At 56.0% G+C, this 19218-nt stretch carries 21 protein-coding genes, 1 tRNA gene and 1 pseudogene; 12 read left to right on the top strand and 11 right to left on the bottom strand.

The window, feature by feature from the left end:
* Positions 1-8 precede the first annotated feature (8 nt).
* Together AC2FLB_RS05845 and AC2FLB_RS05840 are read left to right on the top strand one after the other, a co-directional pair.
* Positions 9-1085, top strand: coding sequence for a Gfo/Idh/MocA family protein (locus AC2FLB_RS05845; protein ID WP_496690825.1), 1077 nt, complete (start codon positions 9-11; stop codon positions 1083-1085).
* Positions 1082-2203 (top strand): Gfo/Idh/MocA family protein, encoded by a 1122-nt coding sequence (locus tag AC2FLB_RS05840; protein ID WP_496708824.1) that lies wholly within the window; start codon positions 1082-1084, stop codon positions 2201-2203. Before AC2FLB_RS05845 ends, AC2FLB_RS05840 begins: the two co-directional genes overlap by 4 nt.
* Here the strand turns inward: AC2FLB_RS05840 and AC2FLB_RS05835 are convergent.
* Positions 2194-2495, bottom strand: a pseudogene (locus AC2FLB_RS05835) (transposase); the annotation flags it as partial. The gene AC2FLB_RS05840 and the pseudogene AC2FLB_RS05835 sit on opposite strands and share 10 nt — an antisense overlap.
* Positions 2496-2933: 438 nt before the next feature.
* Between AC2FLB_RS05835 and AC2FLB_RS05830 the strand changes: the two are divergent.
* Positions 2934-3155, top strand: a complete 222-nt coding sequence (locus AC2FLB_RS05830) for a hypothetical protein (protein ID WP_496708823.1) — start codon at positions 2934-2936, stop codon at positions 3153-3155.
* Between the two features lie 354 nt (positions 3156-3509).
* Here AC2FLB_RS05830 and AC2FLB_RS05825 read toward each other — a convergent pair.
* Positions 3510-3599 (bottom strand) — tRNA-Ser (locus AC2FLB_RS05825).
* 204 nt (positions 3600-3803) lie between these two features.
* Here AC2FLB_RS05825 and AC2FLB_RS05820 point away from each other — a divergent pair.
* The 8 genes from AC2FLB_RS05820 (at position 3804) to AC2FLB_RS05785 (ending at position 11286) form a co-directional block, all read left to right on the top strand.
* A complete protein-coding gene (locus AC2FLB_RS05820) occupies positions 3804-4988 on the top strand; it encodes an SPOR domain-containing protein (RefSeq protein WP_282021414.1) in 1185 nt (394 codons plus the stop codon).
* A 19-nt stretch (positions 4989-5007) separates the two neighbouring features.
* Positions 5008-6174: a D-alanyl-D-alanine carboxypeptidase family protein gene (locus AC2FLB_RS05815; RefSeq protein ID WP_496708822.1), complete on the top strand. Its 1167-nt coding sequence runs from the start codon at positions 5008-5010 to the stop codon at positions 6172-6174.
* Positions 6171-6794 (top strand): dTMP kinase, encoded by a 624-nt coding sequence (tmk, locus tag AC2FLB_RS05810; protein ID WP_496702183.1) that lies wholly within the window; start codon positions 6171-6173, stop codon positions 6792-6794. The genes AC2FLB_RS05815 and tmk overlap by 4 nt, the downstream gene beginning before the upstream one ends.
* Before the next feature lie 10 nt (positions 6795-6804).
* Positions 6805-7926, top strand: coding sequence for a DNA polymerase III subunit delta' (locus tag AC2FLB_RS05805; RefSeq protein ID WP_496708821.1), 1122 nt, complete (start codon positions 6805-6807; stop codon positions 7924-7926).
* Positions 7923-8729 carry a TatD family hydrolase gene (locus AC2FLB_RS05800; protein WP_281994858.1) on the top strand — a complete coding sequence of 269 codons (807 nt, stop codon included), beginning with the start codon at positions 7923-7925 and terminating at the stop codon, positions 8727-8729. The genes AC2FLB_RS05805 and AC2FLB_RS05800 overlap by 4 nt, the downstream gene beginning before the upstream one ends.
* On the top strand, positions 8726-9523 hold the full coding sequence (locus AC2FLB_RS05795; protein WP_496702179.1) for an MBL fold metallo-hydrolase: 798 nt from the start codon (positions 8726-8728) through the stop codon (positions 9521-9523). The genes AC2FLB_RS05800 and AC2FLB_RS05795 overlap by 4 nt, the downstream gene beginning before the upstream one ends.
* Before the next feature lie 62 nt (positions 9524-9585).
* Positions 9586-10518, top strand: coding sequence for an AEC family transporter (locus AC2FLB_RS05790; RefSeq protein ID WP_142634838.1), 933 nt, complete (start codon positions 9586-9588; stop codon positions 10516-10518).
* Positions 10519-10587: 69 nt separating this feature from the next.
* Positions 10588-11286, top strand: coding sequence for a CbiX/SirB N-terminal domain-containing protein (locus tag AC2FLB_RS05785; protein ID WP_496708820.1), 699 nt, complete (start codon positions 10588-10590; stop codon positions 11284-11286).
* A 45-nt stretch (positions 11287-11331) separates the two neighbouring features.
* Here AC2FLB_RS05785 and AC2FLB_RS05780 read toward each other — a convergent pair whose 3' ends face one another.
* The 5 genes from AC2FLB_RS05780 to AC2FLB_RS05760 form a co-directional block, all read right to left on the bottom strand.
* A complete protein-coding gene (locus AC2FLB_RS05780) occupies positions 11332-12327 on the bottom strand; it encodes a diguanylate cyclase domain-containing protein (RefSeq protein WP_496708819.1) in 996 nt (331 codons plus the stop codon).
* Positions 12324-12911, bottom strand: coding sequence for a heme NO-binding domain-containing protein (locus AC2FLB_RS05775; RefSeq protein ID WP_496690833.1), 588 nt, complete (start codon positions 12909-12911; stop codon positions 12324-12326). Before AC2FLB_RS05775 ends, AC2FLB_RS05780 begins: the two co-directional genes overlap by 4 nt.
* 121 nt (positions 12912-13032) lie before the next feature.
* Complete coding sequence (locus AC2FLB_RS05770; protein WP_496708818.1) at positions 13033-14592, bottom strand: trimethylamine methyltransferase family protein; 1560 nt, start codon at positions 14590-14592, stop codon at positions 13033-13035.
* A gap of 118 nt (positions 14593-14710) precedes the next feature.
* Positions 14711-15406, bottom strand: a complete 696-nt coding sequence (locus tag AC2FLB_RS05765) for an HAD family hydrolase (RefSeq protein ID WP_496690835.1) — start codon at positions 15404-15406, stop codon at positions 14711-14713.
* A gap of 25 nt (positions 15407-15431) precedes the next feature.
* On the bottom strand, positions 15432-15716 hold the full coding sequence (locus AC2FLB_RS05760; RefSeq protein WP_142634849.1) for a DUF3572 domain-containing protein: 285 nt from the start codon (positions 15714-15716) through the stop codon (positions 15432-15434).
* Between the two features lie 87 nt (positions 15717-15803).
* On the opposite strand from AC2FLB_RS05760, the gene AC2FLB_RS05755 reads away from it, so the two are divergent.
* Positions 15804-17204: a diguanylate cyclase gene (locus tag AC2FLB_RS05755; RefSeq protein ID WP_496708817.1), complete on the top strand. Its 1401-nt coding sequence runs from the start codon at positions 15804-15806 to the stop codon at positions 17202-17204.
* Positions 17205-17209: 5 nt separating this feature from the next.
* On the opposite strand, the gene AC2FLB_RS05750 is transcribed toward AC2FLB_RS05755, so the two are convergent.
* The 4 genes from AC2FLB_RS05750 to AC2FLB_RS05735 are packed head-to-tail and all read right to left on the bottom strand — an operon-like array spanning position 17210 to position 19102.
* The gene (locus AC2FLB_RS05750; RefSeq protein ID WP_496690837.1) at positions 17210-17683 is read right to left on the bottom strand and encodes a periplasmic heavy metal sensor; all 474 of its coding nucleotides are present in this window, start codon (positions 17681-17683) and stop codon (positions 17210-17212) included.
* The gene (locus AC2FLB_RS05745) at positions 17680-18027 is read right to left on the bottom strand and encodes a hypothetical protein (protein WP_281994865.1); all 348 of its coding nucleotides are present in this window, start codon (positions 18025-18027) and stop codon (positions 17680-17682) included. Before AC2FLB_RS05745 ends, AC2FLB_RS05750 begins: the two co-directional genes overlap by 4 nt.
* Positions 18014-18628 (bottom strand): RNA polymerase sigma factor, encoded by a 615-nt coding sequence (locus tag AC2FLB_RS05740; protein ID WP_281994866.1) that lies wholly within the window; start codon positions 18626-18628, stop codon positions 18014-18016. Before AC2FLB_RS05740 ends, AC2FLB_RS05745 begins: the two co-directional genes overlap by 14 nt.
* A gap of 6 nt (positions 18629-18634) precedes the next feature.
* Positions 18635-19102, bottom strand: a complete 468-nt coding sequence (locus AC2FLB_RS05735; protein WP_142634858.1) for an EF-hand domain-containing protein — start codon at positions 19100-19102, stop codon at positions 18635-18637.
* Positions 19103-19218 lie beyond the last annotated feature (116 nt).

Here is a 19218-nt window from a genome sequence, read left to right as displayed (position 1 = left end):
AGTTTCCAATGGCCAAATTCCGGATCGTCGGCATCAGTTTCGATCACATGCATATGGGTGACTTGCTTCGGATGGTGCACGATCACCCTGACGCTGAAATCGCCGGTATATTCGATCCTGATTGGGACAAGATGAAGGCAGCGGCAACGGCATTCAGCGTTCCCGAAGATCGGATCTTTACCGACTTCGACACATGCATGGCTGCGGGACCCTACGACATGGCAATTCTTTGTGTGGCAACGGCTCAGCATGCGGAATATACCGAACGTCTGGCCTCTTACGACCTGCATGTTTTTGTCGAAAAGCCCTTTGCCGCATCTTCTGATGATGCGCGCCGTATGATGGCTGCAATGGATAGGACCGACAAACAGTTGATCATCAACTGGCCATTACGATGGGTCGAAAGCCACGTCACGGCCAAACGGTTGATTGATGAGGGGATGATCGGCAACCTGCGCGAAGTGCATTTCTACGACGGAAATCGCGGCCCCCTATACCATCTGGCCGACAAGGTCGAAGTCACCCCGGACGAGGTTGAGCGTCAGAAACCGAACTCATGGTGGTATAAGCGGGCATCGGGCGGTGGGTCGCTGTTGGATTACCTTGGCTACGGTGCGACGCTTGGAACCTGGTATTTAGGTGGAAAGGAGCCGATCGAGGTGACATGCACAGTCGATGAGACACCGGGGATTGAGGTCGATCAACACGCCATTGCCGTTTGCCGTTATGAAACCGGGCTCTCAAAAATGGAAACGCGCTGGGGCACCTTCACCGACCCGTGGACAACGCAACCTCAACCAACTTGCGGATTCGTCTTTGTGGGCACAGACGGCACCATTTCATCGCCCGATTATGCCGATCACATAACGGTTCAAACCCGCACACGACCTGACCGGCACGAGATACCAGTGACTCCGCTACCGTTAGGTGAACGAAATGCGATTGAGTACGTCCTTGACTGTATATCCAGAGAAATCCCGGTCAAAGGGCCACTGGATCCAGCACTTTGCCTGACAGCGCAACGGATCGTCGATACAGCGCTCCGCTCGGCATATGAAAAACGAACACTTCGGTTACTCGCATGACCTCAGACAGTGCCAATACAGACCAGTACGCACTAAAATCTGCTCATCTGCACGAAATCGATGCGCCGGATCTGCAGTATCTTCCACCAATGCCTCGACGCTATGAACCCCGGATCGGGGTTATTGGTACGGGTGGGATTTCTGCAAGCCATCTTGATGCCTACCGAACAGCAGGCTGGGACGTCGCCGCAATCTGGAACCGTACGCGCGCAAAGGCTGAAGAGAAAGCTGCTGTTTACTGCCCCTCTGCCCGCATCGAAGATGACTGGGAGGCGCTTCTTGCCGATAGCGAGATCGACGTTGTCGATGTCACGCTGCACCCCGAACATCGTGTGCCAATTATCAAAGCTGCCTTGCAAGCGGGCAAACACGTGCTCAGCCAGAAGCCTTTTGTTACCGACCTTGATCTGGGTGATGACCTTGTGAAGCTGGCAGATGATCAGGGCGTTAAACTAGCGGTAAACCAGAACGGTCGTTGGGCCCCGCACCTGTCCTGGATGCGTGAGGCGGTTTCAGCCGGATTTATCGGTAATGTTCTGTCAGCCCATATCTCGATTCACTGGGATCACAGTTGGACGGCAGGTACCCCGTTTGACGAGGTCGACCACCTGATACTCTACGATTTCGGCGTGCATTGGTTCGACTTTCTTGCGTCTCTTGTTGGGGACCGGGCAGAAAGCGTTTTTGCAACCACTACATCTGCACGCGGCCAGTCCAACAAAGTGCCTCTGATGTCGCAGGCTCTGGTTCGTTTGGACCAAGGCCAAGCAAGCCTGGTTTTTGACGGGGGCGTTCCCTATGGGCCTCGCGATACAACATACGTTGCAGGTACGACCGGTAGCCTGACATCAGTTGGACCGGATCTGTCGACGCAATCTGTGACACTTGAGACAGCGCATGGCATTGCGCGGCCTGCACTCGAAGGACAATGGTTCAACGACGGGTTTCGTGGCGCCATGGGGGAGCTTCTTTGTTCAATTGAAGACGACCGAGAGCCCTCAACATCTGCAAGAACCAACCTAAAATCATTGGCCATCGTTCTCGCCGCGGTTGCTTCGTCTAAACGCAAAAGGGAGGTCGAGATAGGAAGCATTAGGCTCAGGACACATAGCGAATAGATGACCAAAGCGGCGAGAGCGATTTCTGAGAGGAAGACTTTGGGACACCTGTCGAACCGCGTCGCCAGTCCTTCAATCTGCCAAACATGATCTCAATCCGATTGCGGCGTTTGTAGCGGCACTTGTCGTATCGGACAGTTGTCTTGCGCTGTTTGCGGCCTGGGATGCACGCGCGTATCCCTTTGTCTTTCAACGCTTCTCTAAACCAATCGGCATCATATCCGCGCTCACCCAGCAACCATTCGACATTTGGCGGGCTGCTGACCAATGCCCTCGCGCTAATGTAGTTGCTGAACTAACCGGCAGTGACAGACAGATCCCAGGGGTTTCATTCGCCATTGTGCTTTAACCAATAGCGCAAAAGGGCTCATCTGTCACAAACCGCATGCAACTTTGTGTTCATGCCGCCCTTGGTGCGCCCGGTCAGACATGTGCACCGCTCATTTTGAACGCGATGAATCACGCAGCCAAACGGAAATCAATGGGCCTAAATTAATGTTGTCGCGTGACGTCTTCCACTGAAGCAGAATATACTCCAGCATTGTCCGCGCAGTCTCCAGACCGGTTGCTGAGCAAAAGATTGGTGATGTCCTCAGCCGCGTTCTGAGCATGAGCTTGAACGGCAGTAAATCCTGTAAGAAGCGCGCTGAATGTCAAAACACTCAATCGCATGGTTCGATCTCCTTAGGGTTTTCAGAAATCCAAAAAATATGTTGCTCGATGGGAGTTGATGTCAGTCATCCTATCCTCAAAACGCGACGCGGTCCCCTCCCTTCAAGCCCAGGATTTCTCTCGCTTCATCGGGAGTTGCGACCTGACTGCCTTTCTCTCACCGAAGATTCAGGTCGCGATTCTCGACGGCACCCGGCCGCCCGAACTCACACTCAAGCGTCTGGTCAGCGTTACCCACGCACTTGATTGGGCCGAACAGGAATGTCTGTTCGACTTTTGACACCTCAAGAACCGGCCTCCCTGATACAGGGTTCGCCCTCCTTGATCCGTGGGAACAATTCCCTGCTCCACCTTTTAGGGAATTTGCAACATAAGCCTCTGAAAAGAATAAATTTCTGAGAGGAGAAACTCTGGGTTCCAGACCCATCTCACGAAAATTCCCAGTAAATTGCCGGGTATCAGGGAAATCCCTCCCAAAGCGACCCCGCCAAAATGCGCCACTGAGACTGAGGCCTGAATTGCGTTCTGAGTGTACGGTTTGCTCCGTCTCTGATTGAAAGCGCATGCGCCAACTCGCGGGAATTGCGGCGCAATTCCGGATCAGAAAACACAACTGAAGTGAGACAGGTATGAGTGGCGGGGAGACAGGGATTCGAACCCTGGGGACGCTCTCACGCCCAACGGTTTTCAAGACCGCCGCATTCGACCACTCTGCCACCTCCCCGCGTGGGGCCGGGTCTAAGGCTATCTTTAAACGGTGGCAAGACCAAATAGGGAAATCTTGCCGAAGCCTGTGCAGCAGACTTTCCATGGCCGAACGTGCAGGCTATGCTTTGCGTGAAAGACCGTGACAGGCTGGCAGTTCAGAACCAGCGATCGGCGGCGGGGTACGATGAAAGAGGCCCCTTACAGGCAAGGGATTGCAAATATGGATCGAGCGACCACGACACGCGCAAAACCGCGGGCACTGGCGGTTCTGGTAATAACAGTTGCTGCTCTGTCAGGGTGCGACGAGGCCCTGACATCGGGTGGAACATCCACCGAGCAGGCGGACGAAAGCGTGCAGGACGACGGCAAATTAGAGCTGTTTCCCAAAACGACAGGGAACGCGCGTGATGATGTTGAAGCTCCTGATGTCTTCAAGGTCACCGAAGCCGGTTTGTGGGATGGGCGCCCCTCGTTGGGCGGAATCTGGGTCGCGCACCCGGACGTTACACAGCCTGAACGTGTTCGGATAACGAATACAAAGAACAACAAATCCGTAACCGGCGCACTTTTCCGCCGCGAACGCAACTTGCCGGGCCCTGCGCTGCAACTGTCTTCGACTGCCGCCGCGAAACTGGGTATCCTCGCAGGCGCACCGACTCGGGTTGAAGTTGTTGCCCTGCGGCGCAAGCCTGCCGAGAAAGTAGAAGAAAAAGCTCCTGAGCCCGAAGAGGTCGCTGAACCCGAAGAGACCCCAACGGCTGAGGCGGTTGAACCTCAGGACAAGAAAACCGATAGCCAGACCACAGCAGATGTGTCCGAAGACGTTGATAAACCAGCCAAGCGTAAATGGTGGCAAAAGAAGGCTCCAGTTGCTGCAGCTGGTGCTGCGACAGCTTCAGCCGTGGCTGAAACCGCAGAAAAGACCGATGAGGTGGCAACAGAGATTATCGAGGCGGCGCCTGAGCCAGCACCAACCGCAAATCTGACCGATCCCACTGTCACGCCGCCAACCGAGGCTGCACCGAAGCGGAAATGGTGGCAAAAGAAGCCTGCCGACGAAATCACCGAAACACCTCTGGACCCGATTGAGGGCGCTGCAGCGGCCATCGAAGAGGCCGCCCCTACCCCGGCAGCAACCGCAGCCAGCACTGAGGCAACCTCCGTTTCATCGCTTTCAAAACCGTTTATTCAGGTGGGCACCTTCACAGTTGAAGAAAATGCCGAAGGTGCTGCCGAGAAAATTCGGCGAAACGGGTTGCCTGCGAAAGTTCAAAAACTCGAAGCCAATGGCAAAACTGTTTGGAGGGTGATCGTTGGTCCTGCTTTGACGCGGGCGGAACGAAACGCAATGCAAAGCGACGTCAAAGATCTGGGCTTTTCTGACGCCTATACCGTGAAGAATTAAGCAAAAGGAGGTCCCCCTCGTGCTGTCCTCATTTCGATCATCTGTACTGACCCTCGGTTTGGCTATGTTTGCCCTGCCCGCACAAGCTTTCGATACGCAAGCCCGTGCTGCCTATGTCATGGACCAAACGACAGGAACCGTTCTTTTGTCCAAAGACGCAGACCAGCCGTTGCCGCCCGCGTCCATGTCCAAACTCATGACCCTGTTTGTAGCATTCGAAGCGCTGCGGGACGGTCGCCTGGAACTGAATGAGGAACTTCCGGTTTCCGAACATGCGACCAGCTATAAGGGCTCAAGTATGTTCCTGAACACGCAGGACCGTGTCCGGGTCGAAGACCTGCTGCGCGGGATCATAGTCCTGTCAGGAAATGACGCATGTGTTGTTATCGCCGAAGCCCTCAGCCCGGACGGAACCGAAGCTGGGTTTGCCCGGTTCATGACCCAACGCGCGCAACAGCTGGGCATGAATAATTCGAACTTTGCGAATTCGAACGGATGGCCAGCCGCAGGCCACATGATGTCTGTGCATGACCTCGCCATTCTGGCCGACCATCTGATTAGCGACTTTCCCGAATATTACCCTCTGTTCGCCGAGGAAGAGTTCGAATTCGACAACCGGGTGCCGTCAAATTCGCGTAACCGGAATCCCTTACTGAAACTTGGGATTGGTGCGGATGGGCTAAAGACTGGCCACACGCAAGAAGCGGGCTATGGCCTTGTAGGATCGGCACAGCAGGGGGATCGCAGGGTCATTTTCGTTTTGTCGGGGCTCGACAGCGTCGCCCGCCGCGCAGAGGAGGCTGAGGCCGTCGTTAACTGGTCGTTTCGCAATTTTGTCGAGAGGCAGCTTGCCGAAGCAGAAAAACCGATAGGACAAGCCGATATCTGGATAGGCACTTCGAAAACGGTTGATCTTGTCCCGCAAGAGGATTTGACACTGCTGCTGCCTGTTCTCGGGGATAAGAATGTTGAGGCAGAAATCGTCTATGACGGTCCGCTTGAGGCCCCCATCGCCAAAGGACAGGAAATCGCTGAGCTTGTCATCAAGCCCGATGGCCTGCCCGAGATACGCAGACCCCTGGTTGCAGCGGAAAGCGTCGAAAAGGGCGGCTTCTTCGTGCGGATTTTGACAGTTGGCGGCATTGTCGCGAAAGATATCATTGGTAACCCGTTGGGCGCGATGTGACGGCAGGCGGGTTATTTCTTACCTTCGAAGGCATCGACGGATCAGGCAAATCCTCGCAAGCGCGTATGCTGGCCGAGCATTTGCGCGGGCTCGGGCATGATGTCGTTCTCACGCGTGAACCTGGCGGCTCTGACGGGGCCGAGGAAATCCGCAGGCTGGTGCTTGAAGGCGATCCCGATCGCTGGTCAGCTGAGACGGAAATCCTGCTGTTCACCGCTGCACGCCGCGACCATCTGGAACGCACCATCGAACCCGCTCTGGCGGCGGGCAAGATCGTGATCTGTGACCGGTTTGCCGATAGCACCCGCATGTATCAGGGCCTGTCGCGCGGCGACTTGCGGGGATTGGTCGATCAGTTGCATAGGCTGATGATCAAACGTGAACCGGACCTGACCGTGTTGATCGACATGGACCCTGAAACCGGCCTGTCTCGGGCCAAGGGGCGACAGGGCACCGAAGAACGGTTCGAGGATTTCGGCATTCACCTACAACAGAAGATGCGGGCCGGTTTTCTTGAACTGGCGGATGAATTTTCCGACCGGTTTCGCCTGGTCGATGGCAATAGGGACATGGACAGCGTTGCCCGCGATGTGACAGATATCGTCATGCAAGCCTTGTGACGGACGATTGATGAACAACGACATCCCGATCCCGGATCAGGCACCCGGTGCCCTTCATCCGCGCGAAACACCACATCTGTTTGGGCAGGCAGAGGCCGAGCAGGCCTTTCTTAGCGCTTATGCTTCAGATCGCCTGCACCATGGCTGGCTGCTGACCGGCCCCCGAGGTGTGGGCAAGGCGACGCTGGCCTGGCGGATCGCGCGGTTTCTGTTGGCGACCCCGGCTGTCGAAGAGGACGGGCTGTTTGGCGCGCCACCTCCCCCTGAAACGCTTGAGATTCCACCAGATCACCCGGTTGTTCATCGAATTCTGGCTGGTGCCGAGCCTGGCCTGGCCGCCATCAAACGATCCGTGAACGATCAGGGCAGGTTGCGAAATGAAATCGTTGTGGACGACATTCGCAAACTTGGGAAGTTCTTCGGCCTGTCCTCGGCCGATGGGGGCCGCCGTGTCGTCATCGTAGATTCTGCGGATGAAATGAACATCAGCGCCGCCAACGCATTGCTGAAAATGCTCGAAGAACCGCCTGCGCGGACAACGCTGCTGTTGATATCGCATCAACCGTCCCGCCTTTTGCCCACGATCCGATCCCGGTGCCGTACCTTGCGCCTTTCGCCGCTGAACGCGGAAGATATGAACGCCGCACTGACCCAGACCGGGGTTGAGCTGACTGGAAACCCCGATCATCTGGCCGCTCTGGCCAGCGGGTCCGTTGGGGACGCCGTCCGCCTGATAAATCTGAGCGGACTCGAAATATATGCCGAGCTCATCGCGATCCTGGGCACCCTGCCCCGGCTGGACAGACAACGCGCTCTGGCTCTGGCCGAGGCTGCCGCACAGCGCGGAGCAGCCGAACGGTTCGAGTTGCTGTTGACGCTGATCGACATTGCCTTGTCACGTCTTGCTGTGACCGGTGCGACTGGTGCTCCGCCATCGCCAGAGGCCGCGCCAAACGAAGGTGATATCCTGTCCCGTTTGTCCAGATCGCCGGAGCAGGCACGCCTTTGGGCGGAAACCGCAGCCCAGATCACCGCCCGCGCCCGCCACGGGCAGGTGGTGAACCTTGACCCTGCCGCTCTGGTCCTAGATACGGTGTTCAAGATACAGGAAACCGCCGGTCAGAACAGATGAGCGACACCCCCCAAATCACCGACAGCCATTGCCATCTGGACTTCCCCGATTTTGAAGGACAGTTGGACCTGATCGTCGCAAATGCGGCCGAATCCGGTGTGACCCGGATGGTGACGATCTGCACCAGGTTGAGGAACGAACCCACTGTGCGCGCCATAGCTGAGGCTCACGCGCCGGTATTCTACGCGGCAGGCACGCACCCGATGAGTGCAGCCGATGAACCGATGGCAACTGTGGACGAGCTGGTGGCACTGTCACAGCACCCCAAGTTTGTTGGTATCGGTGAAACCGGGCTGGATTATCACTATACCGCCGACAGTGCGCAGGTTCAGCAGCAATCCCTGCGCGTTCATATCGAGGCCGCTCAGCGTACCGGACTGCCTTTGATCATTCATGCGCGCGCGGCGGACGAAGACATGGCCCGCATTCTGGCCGAAGAATACGGCAATGCCCCCTATTCATGTGTGATGCATTGTTTTTCGTCTTCGGCCGAACTGGCACAGTCCGCCCTGGATCTTGGGTTTTACCTGTCCATGTCGGGCATCGCCGCTTTTCCCAAAAGCCAGGAATTGCGCGATATTTTCGCAAATGCGCCAGTAGACCGCATCCTGGTTGAAACCGACGCGCCCTATCTGGCGCCGCCCCCGTTTCGCGGCAAACGGAATGAACCGGCCTATACCGCCCACACCGCCCGCAAAGGCGCCGAGGTCTTTGGCATGGGCTATGCCGATTTCGCGGCGCAGACCCAGGCCAATTTCGAAAGACTCTTCACCAAGGTCGCCTCTTACAAGGCGGCGGCATGACCACGCTGCGCTGCACCATTTTGGGCTGCGGCTCGTCAGGTGGAGTGCCACGTCTTGGCGGTCACTGGGGCGACTGCGACCCCGAAAACCCCAGGAACATCCGCCGCCGCTGCTCGATGCTGGTCGAACGTAACGGGCCCGAAGGCACCACCTCTGTTCTGATCGACACAACCCCGGATATGCGCAGCCAGCTGCTGGACACCGGCACCGGGCGGTTGGACGGGGTGGTCTATACCCATTCCCATGCCGACCACGTCCACGGCATTGACGACTTGCGCATGATTGTCTTCAACATGCGCGAACGGGTGCCGGTCTGGGCTGATGGCGACACCCAGAATGATCTTTTGGGCCGATTTGGCTATGCCTTCATCCAACCTGAAAACTCACCCTACCCGCCGATCCTCAACCTCAAGACAATCGACGGCCCGTTCGAGATCACTGGCCCCGGAGGCCCTATCCCGTTCCACCCCTTCAAGGTGAACCACGGATCAATCGACGCGCTTGGTTTCAAAATGGGCAATCTGGCCTACCTGCCGGACGTGGCAGAGATATATGACGATGCCTGGACCACATTAGAGGGTCTGGACTGTCTGGTGATCGACGCGCTGCGCCGGTCCCCGCACCCGACCCATGCGCATCTGGAAAAGACCCTTGGCTGGATCGACCTGTTGCAACCAAAAACCGCGGTTCTGACCAACATGCATATCGATCTTGACTATGCCACAGTCGACGCAGAAACCGCAGACAACATCACCCCTGCTTATGACGGCATGGTGATACATCAGGCTCTGTAGGGCCCTGGCCGAGATCATACAGATATCCTTTCCCGCGCGAATAACTGTTGCGGAACGCTGACATGCTGCAAAATCTCATTGAAGTCATCCTTCCAGTTTTTCTTGTTATTGGAGCCGGTTACGTCTCCACTCTTCTTGGATACTTCAAGGAAAACCACATTGATGGCCTGATGAAGTTCACTCAGGGTTTTGCAATCCCCTGCCTTCTGTTTCTTGCGATTTCACATCTCGACCTCAGTGTCAGTTTTGATCCCAAGCTGTTGATCAGCTTTTACTCTGCTGCTGCGCTTTGCTTTTGTGCCGGCCTGTTCGGCGCGCGACTGATCTTCAACCGCGAATGGGAAGATTGCGTCGCAATCGGTTTTTGCTGCCTGTTCTCCAATTCCGTCCTGCTGGGATTGCCGATTACTGAACGGGCTTATGGCCCTGAAAGCCTTACGGGCAATTATGCCGTCATCGCCTTTCACTCGCCGTTTTGTTACGGCCTAGGCATCACGGTAATGGAGGTGATCCGGAACCGAGGCCACGGAGGATCGCGAATGGTTCGCTCGGTCCTGACCGCGATGTTTCGCAACGCTCTGATTGTCGGGATCTCACTGGGTTTCATCGTAAATCTGTCCGGGCTCGGCGTGCCAGCCGTTGTGGATGATGCCCTTGGCCTGGTGACCCGCGCGGCCCTTCCCGGCGCGCTGTTCGCGCTTGGGGGCGTTCTGGTTAAATACAGACCCGAAGGTGACCTAAGGGCGATCGCCTTTGTCTGCGGCGTTTCTCTGCTGCTGCACCCGAGCCTTTTCTGGCTTTTCGGATCCACCCTTGGACTGCCACAGGATCTATTCCGGTCCGGAGTGATGACAGCCGCCATGGCCCCTGGTTTCAACGCCTATATCTTTGCAAACATCTATGGCCGCGCCAAACGGGTTGCTGCATCCTCTGTTCTGTTGGGTACGGCAGTATCTATCCTGAGCGTCTGGTTTTGGCTGACCCTATTGGGCTGACGGTGCGGCAGGCGGATTGACTTTTACACGACGCGGCGCACCTATCGCTAAAGCGGACAGGACAGATTTATGACACACGCCCTTATCGTTACCCATGGCCAACCTTCTGACCCAGAACCAGCCGAAGCGGTCTTGGCGGCTTATGCAGCCGATGTAAATGCCCTGTGTGCCGGTGTTTCGGTTCATTCTGCAACGCTGGCAGCCCCTGGGGCACTTGACAGCGCACTGGACAAGATTCCCGGCGACGCCGTCATCTATCCCCTATTCATGGCCAAAGGGTGGTTTGTCACAGATGTGCTGCCGAAACGTATTGGTGACCGCCGAAACCCTATTCTGGATCCCTTGGGCGCGGACCCGAAATTGCCCCATTTGGTCGCGCAAACCCTTGAGGGAACGCTGCAGGACAAAGACTGGCGGTCACAAGAAACGGACCTTGTGATCGCTGCGCATGGATCGGGCCGCAGCAGAAACCCTTCCGCCGTTGCAACGGCATTCGGCGACGCTTTGTTGCAACTGATACCACTTGGATCCCTGCGCCTTGGGTTTGTCGAAGAGGCCCCTTCGATTTCTGTGGCCGCCGCAGGAACCGGCGCCCAAACCCTGTGTTTGCCATTTTTTGCCTGCACGGGTGGCCATGTTCTTGAGGATGTGCCGCAAGAATTAAGCAAGGCCAAGTTCAAGGGACAGGTTTTACCGGTTGTGGGTGAACTGCCACTGGTGCAGCAACACATAGCGTCCGTTCTCAAAGCTTTTTCTCCATCGAAGTAGAGTCGTCTGACCACATACACTTTGCCGGTTCCTTTAGGGGGAAACCTATCTGTGTGAGTGATCCACAAGCTGCGAATATAGACAGTGGCGAGACCGGCCATTTCGCTTGGCCGCATACAGGGCAAGGTCTGCCGCATGCAAAATCTCAGCGGGTTTAAGCGATGGAAACTGGGTCGAAAGCGCCGTGCCTATACTGGCTGAAACCTGGCACGACACGTTGTCGAACATCATCGGTTCCCGCAGCCGTTCGATCAGCCTGCTGGCGATTGCAGAGAGAACACTCTCGTCCGTCAATCCTTTGTATATAATTACAAATTCGTCCCCGCCGACACGCGCCACTGTATCGTCTCCGCGGGTTTCCTCACCCATGATCCGCGCCGCCTGTTGCAACACATAGTCGCCTGCGGCATGCCCGAATTGGTCATTGACCGATTTGAAAAAATCAAGATCCAGATGCATCAGCGCGAATGGAGATTTGGACGAGATCATGTGATCCAATAGAACATCCATCGCCCGGCGATTTTTCAGCCCCGTCAGTGTATCTGTAAATGCCTTTTGTTCGGCGGCAAGCATCGCCCCTTGAAGGCGCAGGTTCAGAGATCTGGACGCCTCCATCGCTGCCGATTTCGCCTCGACCAGATACAATAATTCGATCGCCAGATCAGTGCCCGAGAAATCCGCACTGGTCAGGGCATAATCCCGGACCGCATCCAAAATCGATATTCCGAAAGACAGATTGATGACCGCCCCCTTACCTTTGGGCAGCGGAGCGATAAGGCCCTTCAATGCTGTGCGCGGGGTGTCATGGAACCTGAGCTGTAACTTGGTGCCGGCCTGGGACATCAAGCCTGAAACCGTGGTAACCGCCCTAGGGCGAAGCAGCTCAAAGATTTCCAGAAAGCTCTGACCTTCCATCGGCTTTTCAGGGCGCAGCTTTTGCAAGGTTGATCCGACGCGGGTCACTTTCCCATCCTCGTTCACCAGCAAAAACATCGGGCACAGGGTTTGCAAAAGCTCTGCCAGATTATTCGCGTTCATCATGCTTTTCGCGCCCCTAAATCAAAATGCCGACCTTCTGAAAAAGCGCTTTCTACCAGAACGATTGAGATAAACTCGATCTCACCCTGCTGGCCCTCATGCGACAACATGGCTAGAGCCCCGTAATCATCAGCCATCGCGCGCAATACGCCAACCATGACGCTTGAAAACCCAGGCAGACCTGGATGGCAGGACAATCTGTATTCCGTCGGTGAAAGCTCGTGCAATTCAAGCGCCGGAAGATTCAGATCCGATACGGCCAATCTGACCCGGTCAGACAGATCATCAAGCGAATGGAGAAATTCCAGATAGCTGACACCGCCAAATCGCAACAGACGGCGCAGGTCTTCCATGTTGGGATGAGACACAAGGTACGTTCCCAGATCTTCAAGAACGTCACTGCGTGAACGTTTCAGGACCGTGCATACCTCATCCAATACCTGCTCGGTAATATCATCGTCGTAAACAAGCATGGCCTCGAACTCGGCAAAGCCCAGTTCGGCTGAATCCATCACGCGCATCCAGCACGGCTGCCCGTAGGTCACCGCAACAAAGGATTGAATCGCCCGGTTGATCAGACCATGCATGAGAGACCTCAAATTGGTTTCTCACGCAGTGTGCTCTGAAATTTGTTAACAAACACCCAACACGCGGGCGTCACCGCATAGAATTCACGCAAGTATCGAAGTGGAAGTGACTGAGATTACGCTAGAAATCTGTCGGCGCTCCGCCTTCGGTTTTGCGTCGTGCGACAAAGTCAGCAAGCTCTTCCCGGATGCCCTCATCCATTGCCGGAGCTTCAAAGCTGGTGATGATTTCCTTGAACATGTGATGCGCGCGCTCAGCGGTCCAGACGCCTCCTGCGACTTCCCAACCCTCATAGTTCTTCCAGTCACTCAGAAACGGCTGATAAAACGCTGTGGTATAGCGATCCTGAGTGTGCTGAATGCCAAAGAAATGCCCGTCATTGCCGACTGACCGGATCGCATCCAGAGCAATCTCGTCAGGGCCGGTTGCCGTCAATTCCGGCTGCATATACCGCTGAATTTGCTGCAATATCTCGCAATCCATAATGAACTTTTCAGGGCTTGCGATCAGGCCACCCTCAAGCCAACCTGCAGCGTGATAGACCATGTTGGTGCCCGATTGCACCGCCGCCCATAATGAGTTCGAGGTTTCCCATACAGATTGGCCATCCGGAACGTTTGCCGCGCAGACACCCGAAGACCGCAGGGGCAGGTCATAAAATCGGGCCATCTGGCCGGTCATCTGTGTCGCCCGCATGTATTCCGGCGTTCCAAAAGCCGGAGCACCAGATTTCATATCAACATTCGAGGTGAACGTACCGATGACACAAGGAATCCCTGGTCTCACATATTGGAACAATGCAATCGCGCACAGCGCCTCGGCCAGGGATTGCGCTACTGCACCGGCCATTGTGACGGGGGCCATCGCCCCGGCCAAGGTGAACGGCGTCACAACAATCGCCTGCCCGCGCCGCGCCAACCTCAGGCAACCGTCGATCATGGGCTGATCGTGCTTCAACGGCGAGGTCGAGTTGATGTTAGTATACATCCTCGGTTTGGCTTCGAATTCTTCATGGCTCAGCCCCCCTGCGATCCGCACCATTTCCATGACGTCTTCGACGCGTTCCTTGCCCAGCGAATAGGCATGCATCGCCTTATCGGTCAGAGTCAGCTTGTCGTACAGAACATCCAGATGCCGGACGCTGGCATGTATATCCACTGGCTCGACCGGGTATCCGCCGGCAAAATGGATACAGTTGAAATACTGCGTCAACTTCAACAGGTTCCGGCACATCTCGCGATTTCCCGGTACCTTGGTGCCAATCTCCATATCCCAGTAGTTCGGCGGGGACGAAACATTTCCGAACAGCAGGTTTTTTCCCCCGATCTCGATTGCGCGGTCGGGATTACGCGGTGTGATGGTAAAGGTGGATGGGGCTTTACGCACCATTTCCATGACAAAGTCCCGGCCCATTCGAACGTTGTCGCCGTTGATCGTACATCCGGCCTCACGCAGGATTCCGATTGCCTCTTCGTTGTAGAACTCGATCCCGATCTCTTCGAGAATCCGCATTGCGCCCTCGTGGATCGCCGCGACGCCGATCTCGTCCAACGGTTCGGTTGGTTTGTCGGTGTTGATCGGAGGGCCCCACGGCATCTGATCAATAACCGCTGCGCCCCGTCTCTCGGCGGCACCGGCCCGTCCTCCGCTGCGACCTCTGCGTGCTTTCTTGTCGGCCATTGGACACTCCTCGGAACTTGGCTTTCTAGAAGCAAGCCCCGAACGCGTACTGTTGGCCGCTCTGTCTGCGACAGGCTATGTCGGTTTCGACGTCTGAACCGCCGAATTCACAGCCCGATCACGCCTTTTCGTACAACCAAGCAGGTATATGTCCGATGTTTGGCAAGACGACATCCGCCATCGCTTCGAGCGTTTCTGCACGCGCCATACCCGTCAGAACCCCGATCGTCTTCATACCTGCTGCCCGTCCGGCCTGCAGATCGTGCAGGCTGTCGCCCACCATTGCTATGTTTTCTGGGTTTACCCCCACATGCTGCGCAAAGGCGAAGAGTTGCCCCGGGCCTGGCTTGAATCCGTGTCCACTGTCATAACCGGCGACAAAATCGAAATGTTCGCGGATCCCTGCAGACGAAAGATGTTCGGATGCGGGCATCTCTCCGTCATTGGTCGCAACACCCAGTTTCAGCCCAGCCTCGCGCAGCCCATCAAGGAACGGGATAAGCGGAACGGCCTGGGCTTGCGGAGATGAGGCTGACTCGGCATTCAACAGATCCACCAACTCTTCGCGCGGCATTTCCGGGAGGTGCGGCTCTAGAACCTCGGCGATTTCTTCGACGGTGCCCGCAATGACAACACTGTCCTCAGAATAGGCAACCTGTTCGAGGTCAAAGCCGATCACCTGCCCAAGCTCGGCCGCACGGGCATGATCTCCGTTCGTCACTCGCAGTAAAAAATTGCGCCCAAACGTGCCCCAGGTTTCCGCGAAATCAAACAAGGTACCGTCTTTGTCGAACAGGATGGCTTGGATTGGCATTGTGAAACTCCTGCCCGGTAGGCTTTCAGGTCCAATGAACTTCCGCGCCGCCAGACAACAAGGCGCGGGCCTGGCCCGGCTGATCATACGGCACAGAATTGACGTCACAAAACTCGACTACCCACGAATCGTCAAGCATTAGAAAATCCAGAACTGAGCCCAGAAACTCCGGCTCTGCCGCCCTGTCTTTGATGTCCTGCACCGAAGCCCCCGTCGAACCCAGAAATACAGGCAGCAGGTCATCATTGCCAACAAGCCAGGCAAGGGCATTCAGCGCCAGCGTTTCGGCGGATTGAGCGGAAATTGGCATAAAGAAGCCCCTGATCTGATATTGGAAAGGGTTTGTTAACCAGAGTCATAAACACTTTAGCAACGCATGCAATCAACGGTGACTGATATGTCGGTGCAAGGAACGATCCTTGTCCTGGACGGGACCTCAACCAATCGAATTATGCTGAAAGTACAGCTAACCGCGGCCTGGTATCACGTCGCACAGGGGGAAAATCTGCGGGGTCTTGATGGGCTGCTGAAACGTGTGCGCCCCGATTTAATTTTAACCGCGCAGTCATTGCCGGATGGAACAGCGGCTGATGTCAAGAAAGTGGTAATGGCCGACCCGGATCTGGCGGATATTCCCATTGTCGCTATCGCGCCGCAAAACGACAAATCCGCAAGGTTGAGGGCATTGTCAGATGGGTTGGACGATGTATTGGCGCACCCGTTCAAGGACACGTTGTTGCTAGCTCGGGTTCGCAGCTTGTTACGGGCACGTGCCGATACGCAGGAATTGCAAGACAATAGCGGATCGCCATGTTTGGGATTTGCCGAAGCGACAAGCACCTTTGCCGCGCCACCCAAAGCTGCGCGCGCCGCCCTACTGACGCAATCCCCTAAAACCGGGGCGCTTTGGCAGAAGGCGCTGTCCGAACATGCGCATCACAGTCTGTCAATTCACACGATATCAAACCTTCACCGCCTGCTTTCTGGCCCCATCCCGGACGCGATTATTGTCGAAATTGATGGCGAATCTTCAGGCCTGAGTATTCTGGCGGATTTGAAATCGCGCGGGGCAACGCGGCACACAGTGCTGATCGGCATCTTGAGAAAGGATGACGCGTCTCTGGCTGCCGAAGCGCTGGATCGTGGCGCGGATACCATCTGTATGGCGGGGTTCTGCCCCCGTGAAACTCTGTTGCGGCTTGATAACCAGCTTGCCCGCAAAAGCCGAATTGACCAGATGCGGGATTCTTTGCGGCGTGGCATCGCGGAATCCTGGGTGGATCCACTGACCGGCCTGCATAACCGCCGCTATGCAATGCGAGCATTGAAGCAAATCGCCCGGCAGTCTGCGCAGACCGGGCGCGGTTTTACCGTGATGGTGGCCGATCTGGACCATTTCAAATCAATCAACGACAAGTTTGGCCATGCCGGAGGCGATCAGGTCTTGATCGAAACAGCCAAGCGCATGCGCAATTCCATTGATTCTGACGGCTTTGTGGCCCGGATCGGGGGCGAAGAATTCTTGATCGGTCTGCCTGAAACTACAGGGCGGCGGGCATTGGGGATCGCACGAACCGTCTGCAACGACATCTGCCAGTGTCCATTCGACCTATCCGAGGCCGCCGAACCAATCGCAGTGACAATCAGCATCGGCCTCATTACAGCTGATGACAACACGTTTCGGCAGGGCATCCCACCCGCACCATTGGACAACATGATAAAATCTGCGGATACGGCCCTGTATGCTGCGAAAAAGGCGGGACGCAATCAGGTCATGGTCCAGAATCACGCAGCCTGATCGGGTCAGTCGCGCTTTCTGCCCGCTTTCGATTTTCGGTGCACCACATCTTCCAGACGATCAGCGTATTCGACGCGTTCTTTCGGGCTCATGGCTGACACACGGATCAGCCACTGTTCCTGCAAAGCAGACTGCATCTCTGACATCACCTGCGCCTGCTGGCCCAACAAAGTCTCTACAGCGTCAGCCGCGAAGGGTTCGGCGCGAAGTGCGTCGCCAAGGGCTTGAAAATCCGCCGTCCGATGATCGACACCTTGGCGGTGCAGGCCCGAAAGCTCGGCCCGCATCGCCTGGCGTTCATGCTTGGGAAGCGCGCGATAAAGCGCCGATCCAAATCCCGGAGGGGTTTTGACGTGGTCATTGTTTCTGACGCGCAGCGCCGTGCCAACAACCGCACCGATGACTAGCAGATTGATAGCAAGGGACACGATCAGCAGGACAGGCATCCACCGGCGTTTAGGTTTTGACTGTTCGCTCATTCGCCTTCCTCCAGGAAGATTGTATTCAGATCCATATCCGCAACCTCAAATCCAGAGGATTGCGAATAAAGCAACGTCGCCGGATCGGGCAAAAAGGCCGGGGCAGTCAATCCAATCCAGATGCCAGCAATGCCCGCGGCCGCCAGACCTCCCATCCCCTGCCAGCCAAAGAAACTATCCAATGCCTGTGCCCAGAACCCTTGGGGTGATTTCTGAAGCCTTTGCAAACGAACGGTTTCCGCATCGGCCAGAATACGAAGGGCGAGTGCATCGGGTAACGGCTCATTTTCTTGACGAGCACGTAAAAACAGGTGATTCAGGTCGCTATTTTCATCCATCGGCATATCCCAACTCGTCTCTTCTTGCGGCTAACTGCTGTGCCAGTGCCCGCTTTCCCCGAGCTGTCAGACTCTCTACAGCTTCGACGGAAATATCCATGATTCCCGCGATTTCGGGATTGGGCAACTCTTCGATATGGCGCAAGACAACAGCCTGACGTTGCCGATCCGGAAGTTGCGCCAACGCGAACTGCAGTGCGTCCAACCTAGCGGCATCCTGAAGGTGTTCGGTTGCACTGATCGCATCGCTTTCAGGTTCGGCAACATCAGAAAGACTGTCCGCCGATTTCTTCCGCCGAATATCGACACACAGGTTCAGAGTGACCCGGTAAAGCCAAGTCGACACCTTTGCCTGTCCAGCAACCCAATCCGGCGCCATCTTCCATAGGCGCATCATGGCTTCCTGTGTGACATCTTCGGCTTCGGCCCGGTCGTTCAACAGCCTGAGCGCCACCGAAAAACTGCGCGGCCCAAGCCGATCGGTCAAAATGCGTGCCGCATCAGCGTCACCCTCGGCGAACCGCCGCAACAATGCATCGTCTCCGGGGTCGCCCGCAGCCTGACTTTGGCTGCGAGCCCCCGTTGATGAGGTACTCAGGTCCCGCATCCTTCATTAGCTGTCGTCGGTGCCAGCCTTGTCACGTTTTTTGTGATGCCAGCCCATCCGGTTTTTCGCATCGGCAAATTCCTGTTCCGAGATCGTGCCATTTTTGTCCGCGTCGATGCGGTCAAACATCTTGCCAGCACGGCGCGGCTTGGGCAACTCATCATCGGATAAGAGGCCATCCTGATTGGCGTCGTGCTTTTCGAACATTTGATTCACACGCTCATTCGCCTTCTTCTGGCTAGCCGCTTGCATCTCGTCGACGCTCAGCATGCCGTCGCCATTGGTGTCGGCATTGGTGAAACGCTGTTGCCTATAGGTTTGCATTTCTTCCTGTGTTACCTGACCATCATTGTTCAGGTCCAGCTCTTGAAAGGTCACGTCCTCTCGGCCTTTCGGACCGACAGCCAAGGCGGTTGTGCCTGTCAATGCAATGGCCGATACCAGAATGGCCGGGATAAGTTTCGCGCTTTTCATATCGTTTTCCTTTGTTTCTCGCGACCGGTTTGTCGCTGCTCACATAGGTTAAAACGGTGCAGTTTTCGGTTTCCGTCGCCCAATTTGAATTTTTTCTGTTGCTCACTGCCATCGAC

Source organism: Ruegeria sp. CDSA236 (assembly GCF_059611285.1).
This window is presented reverse-complemented; position numbering and strand designations above follow the sequence as displayed.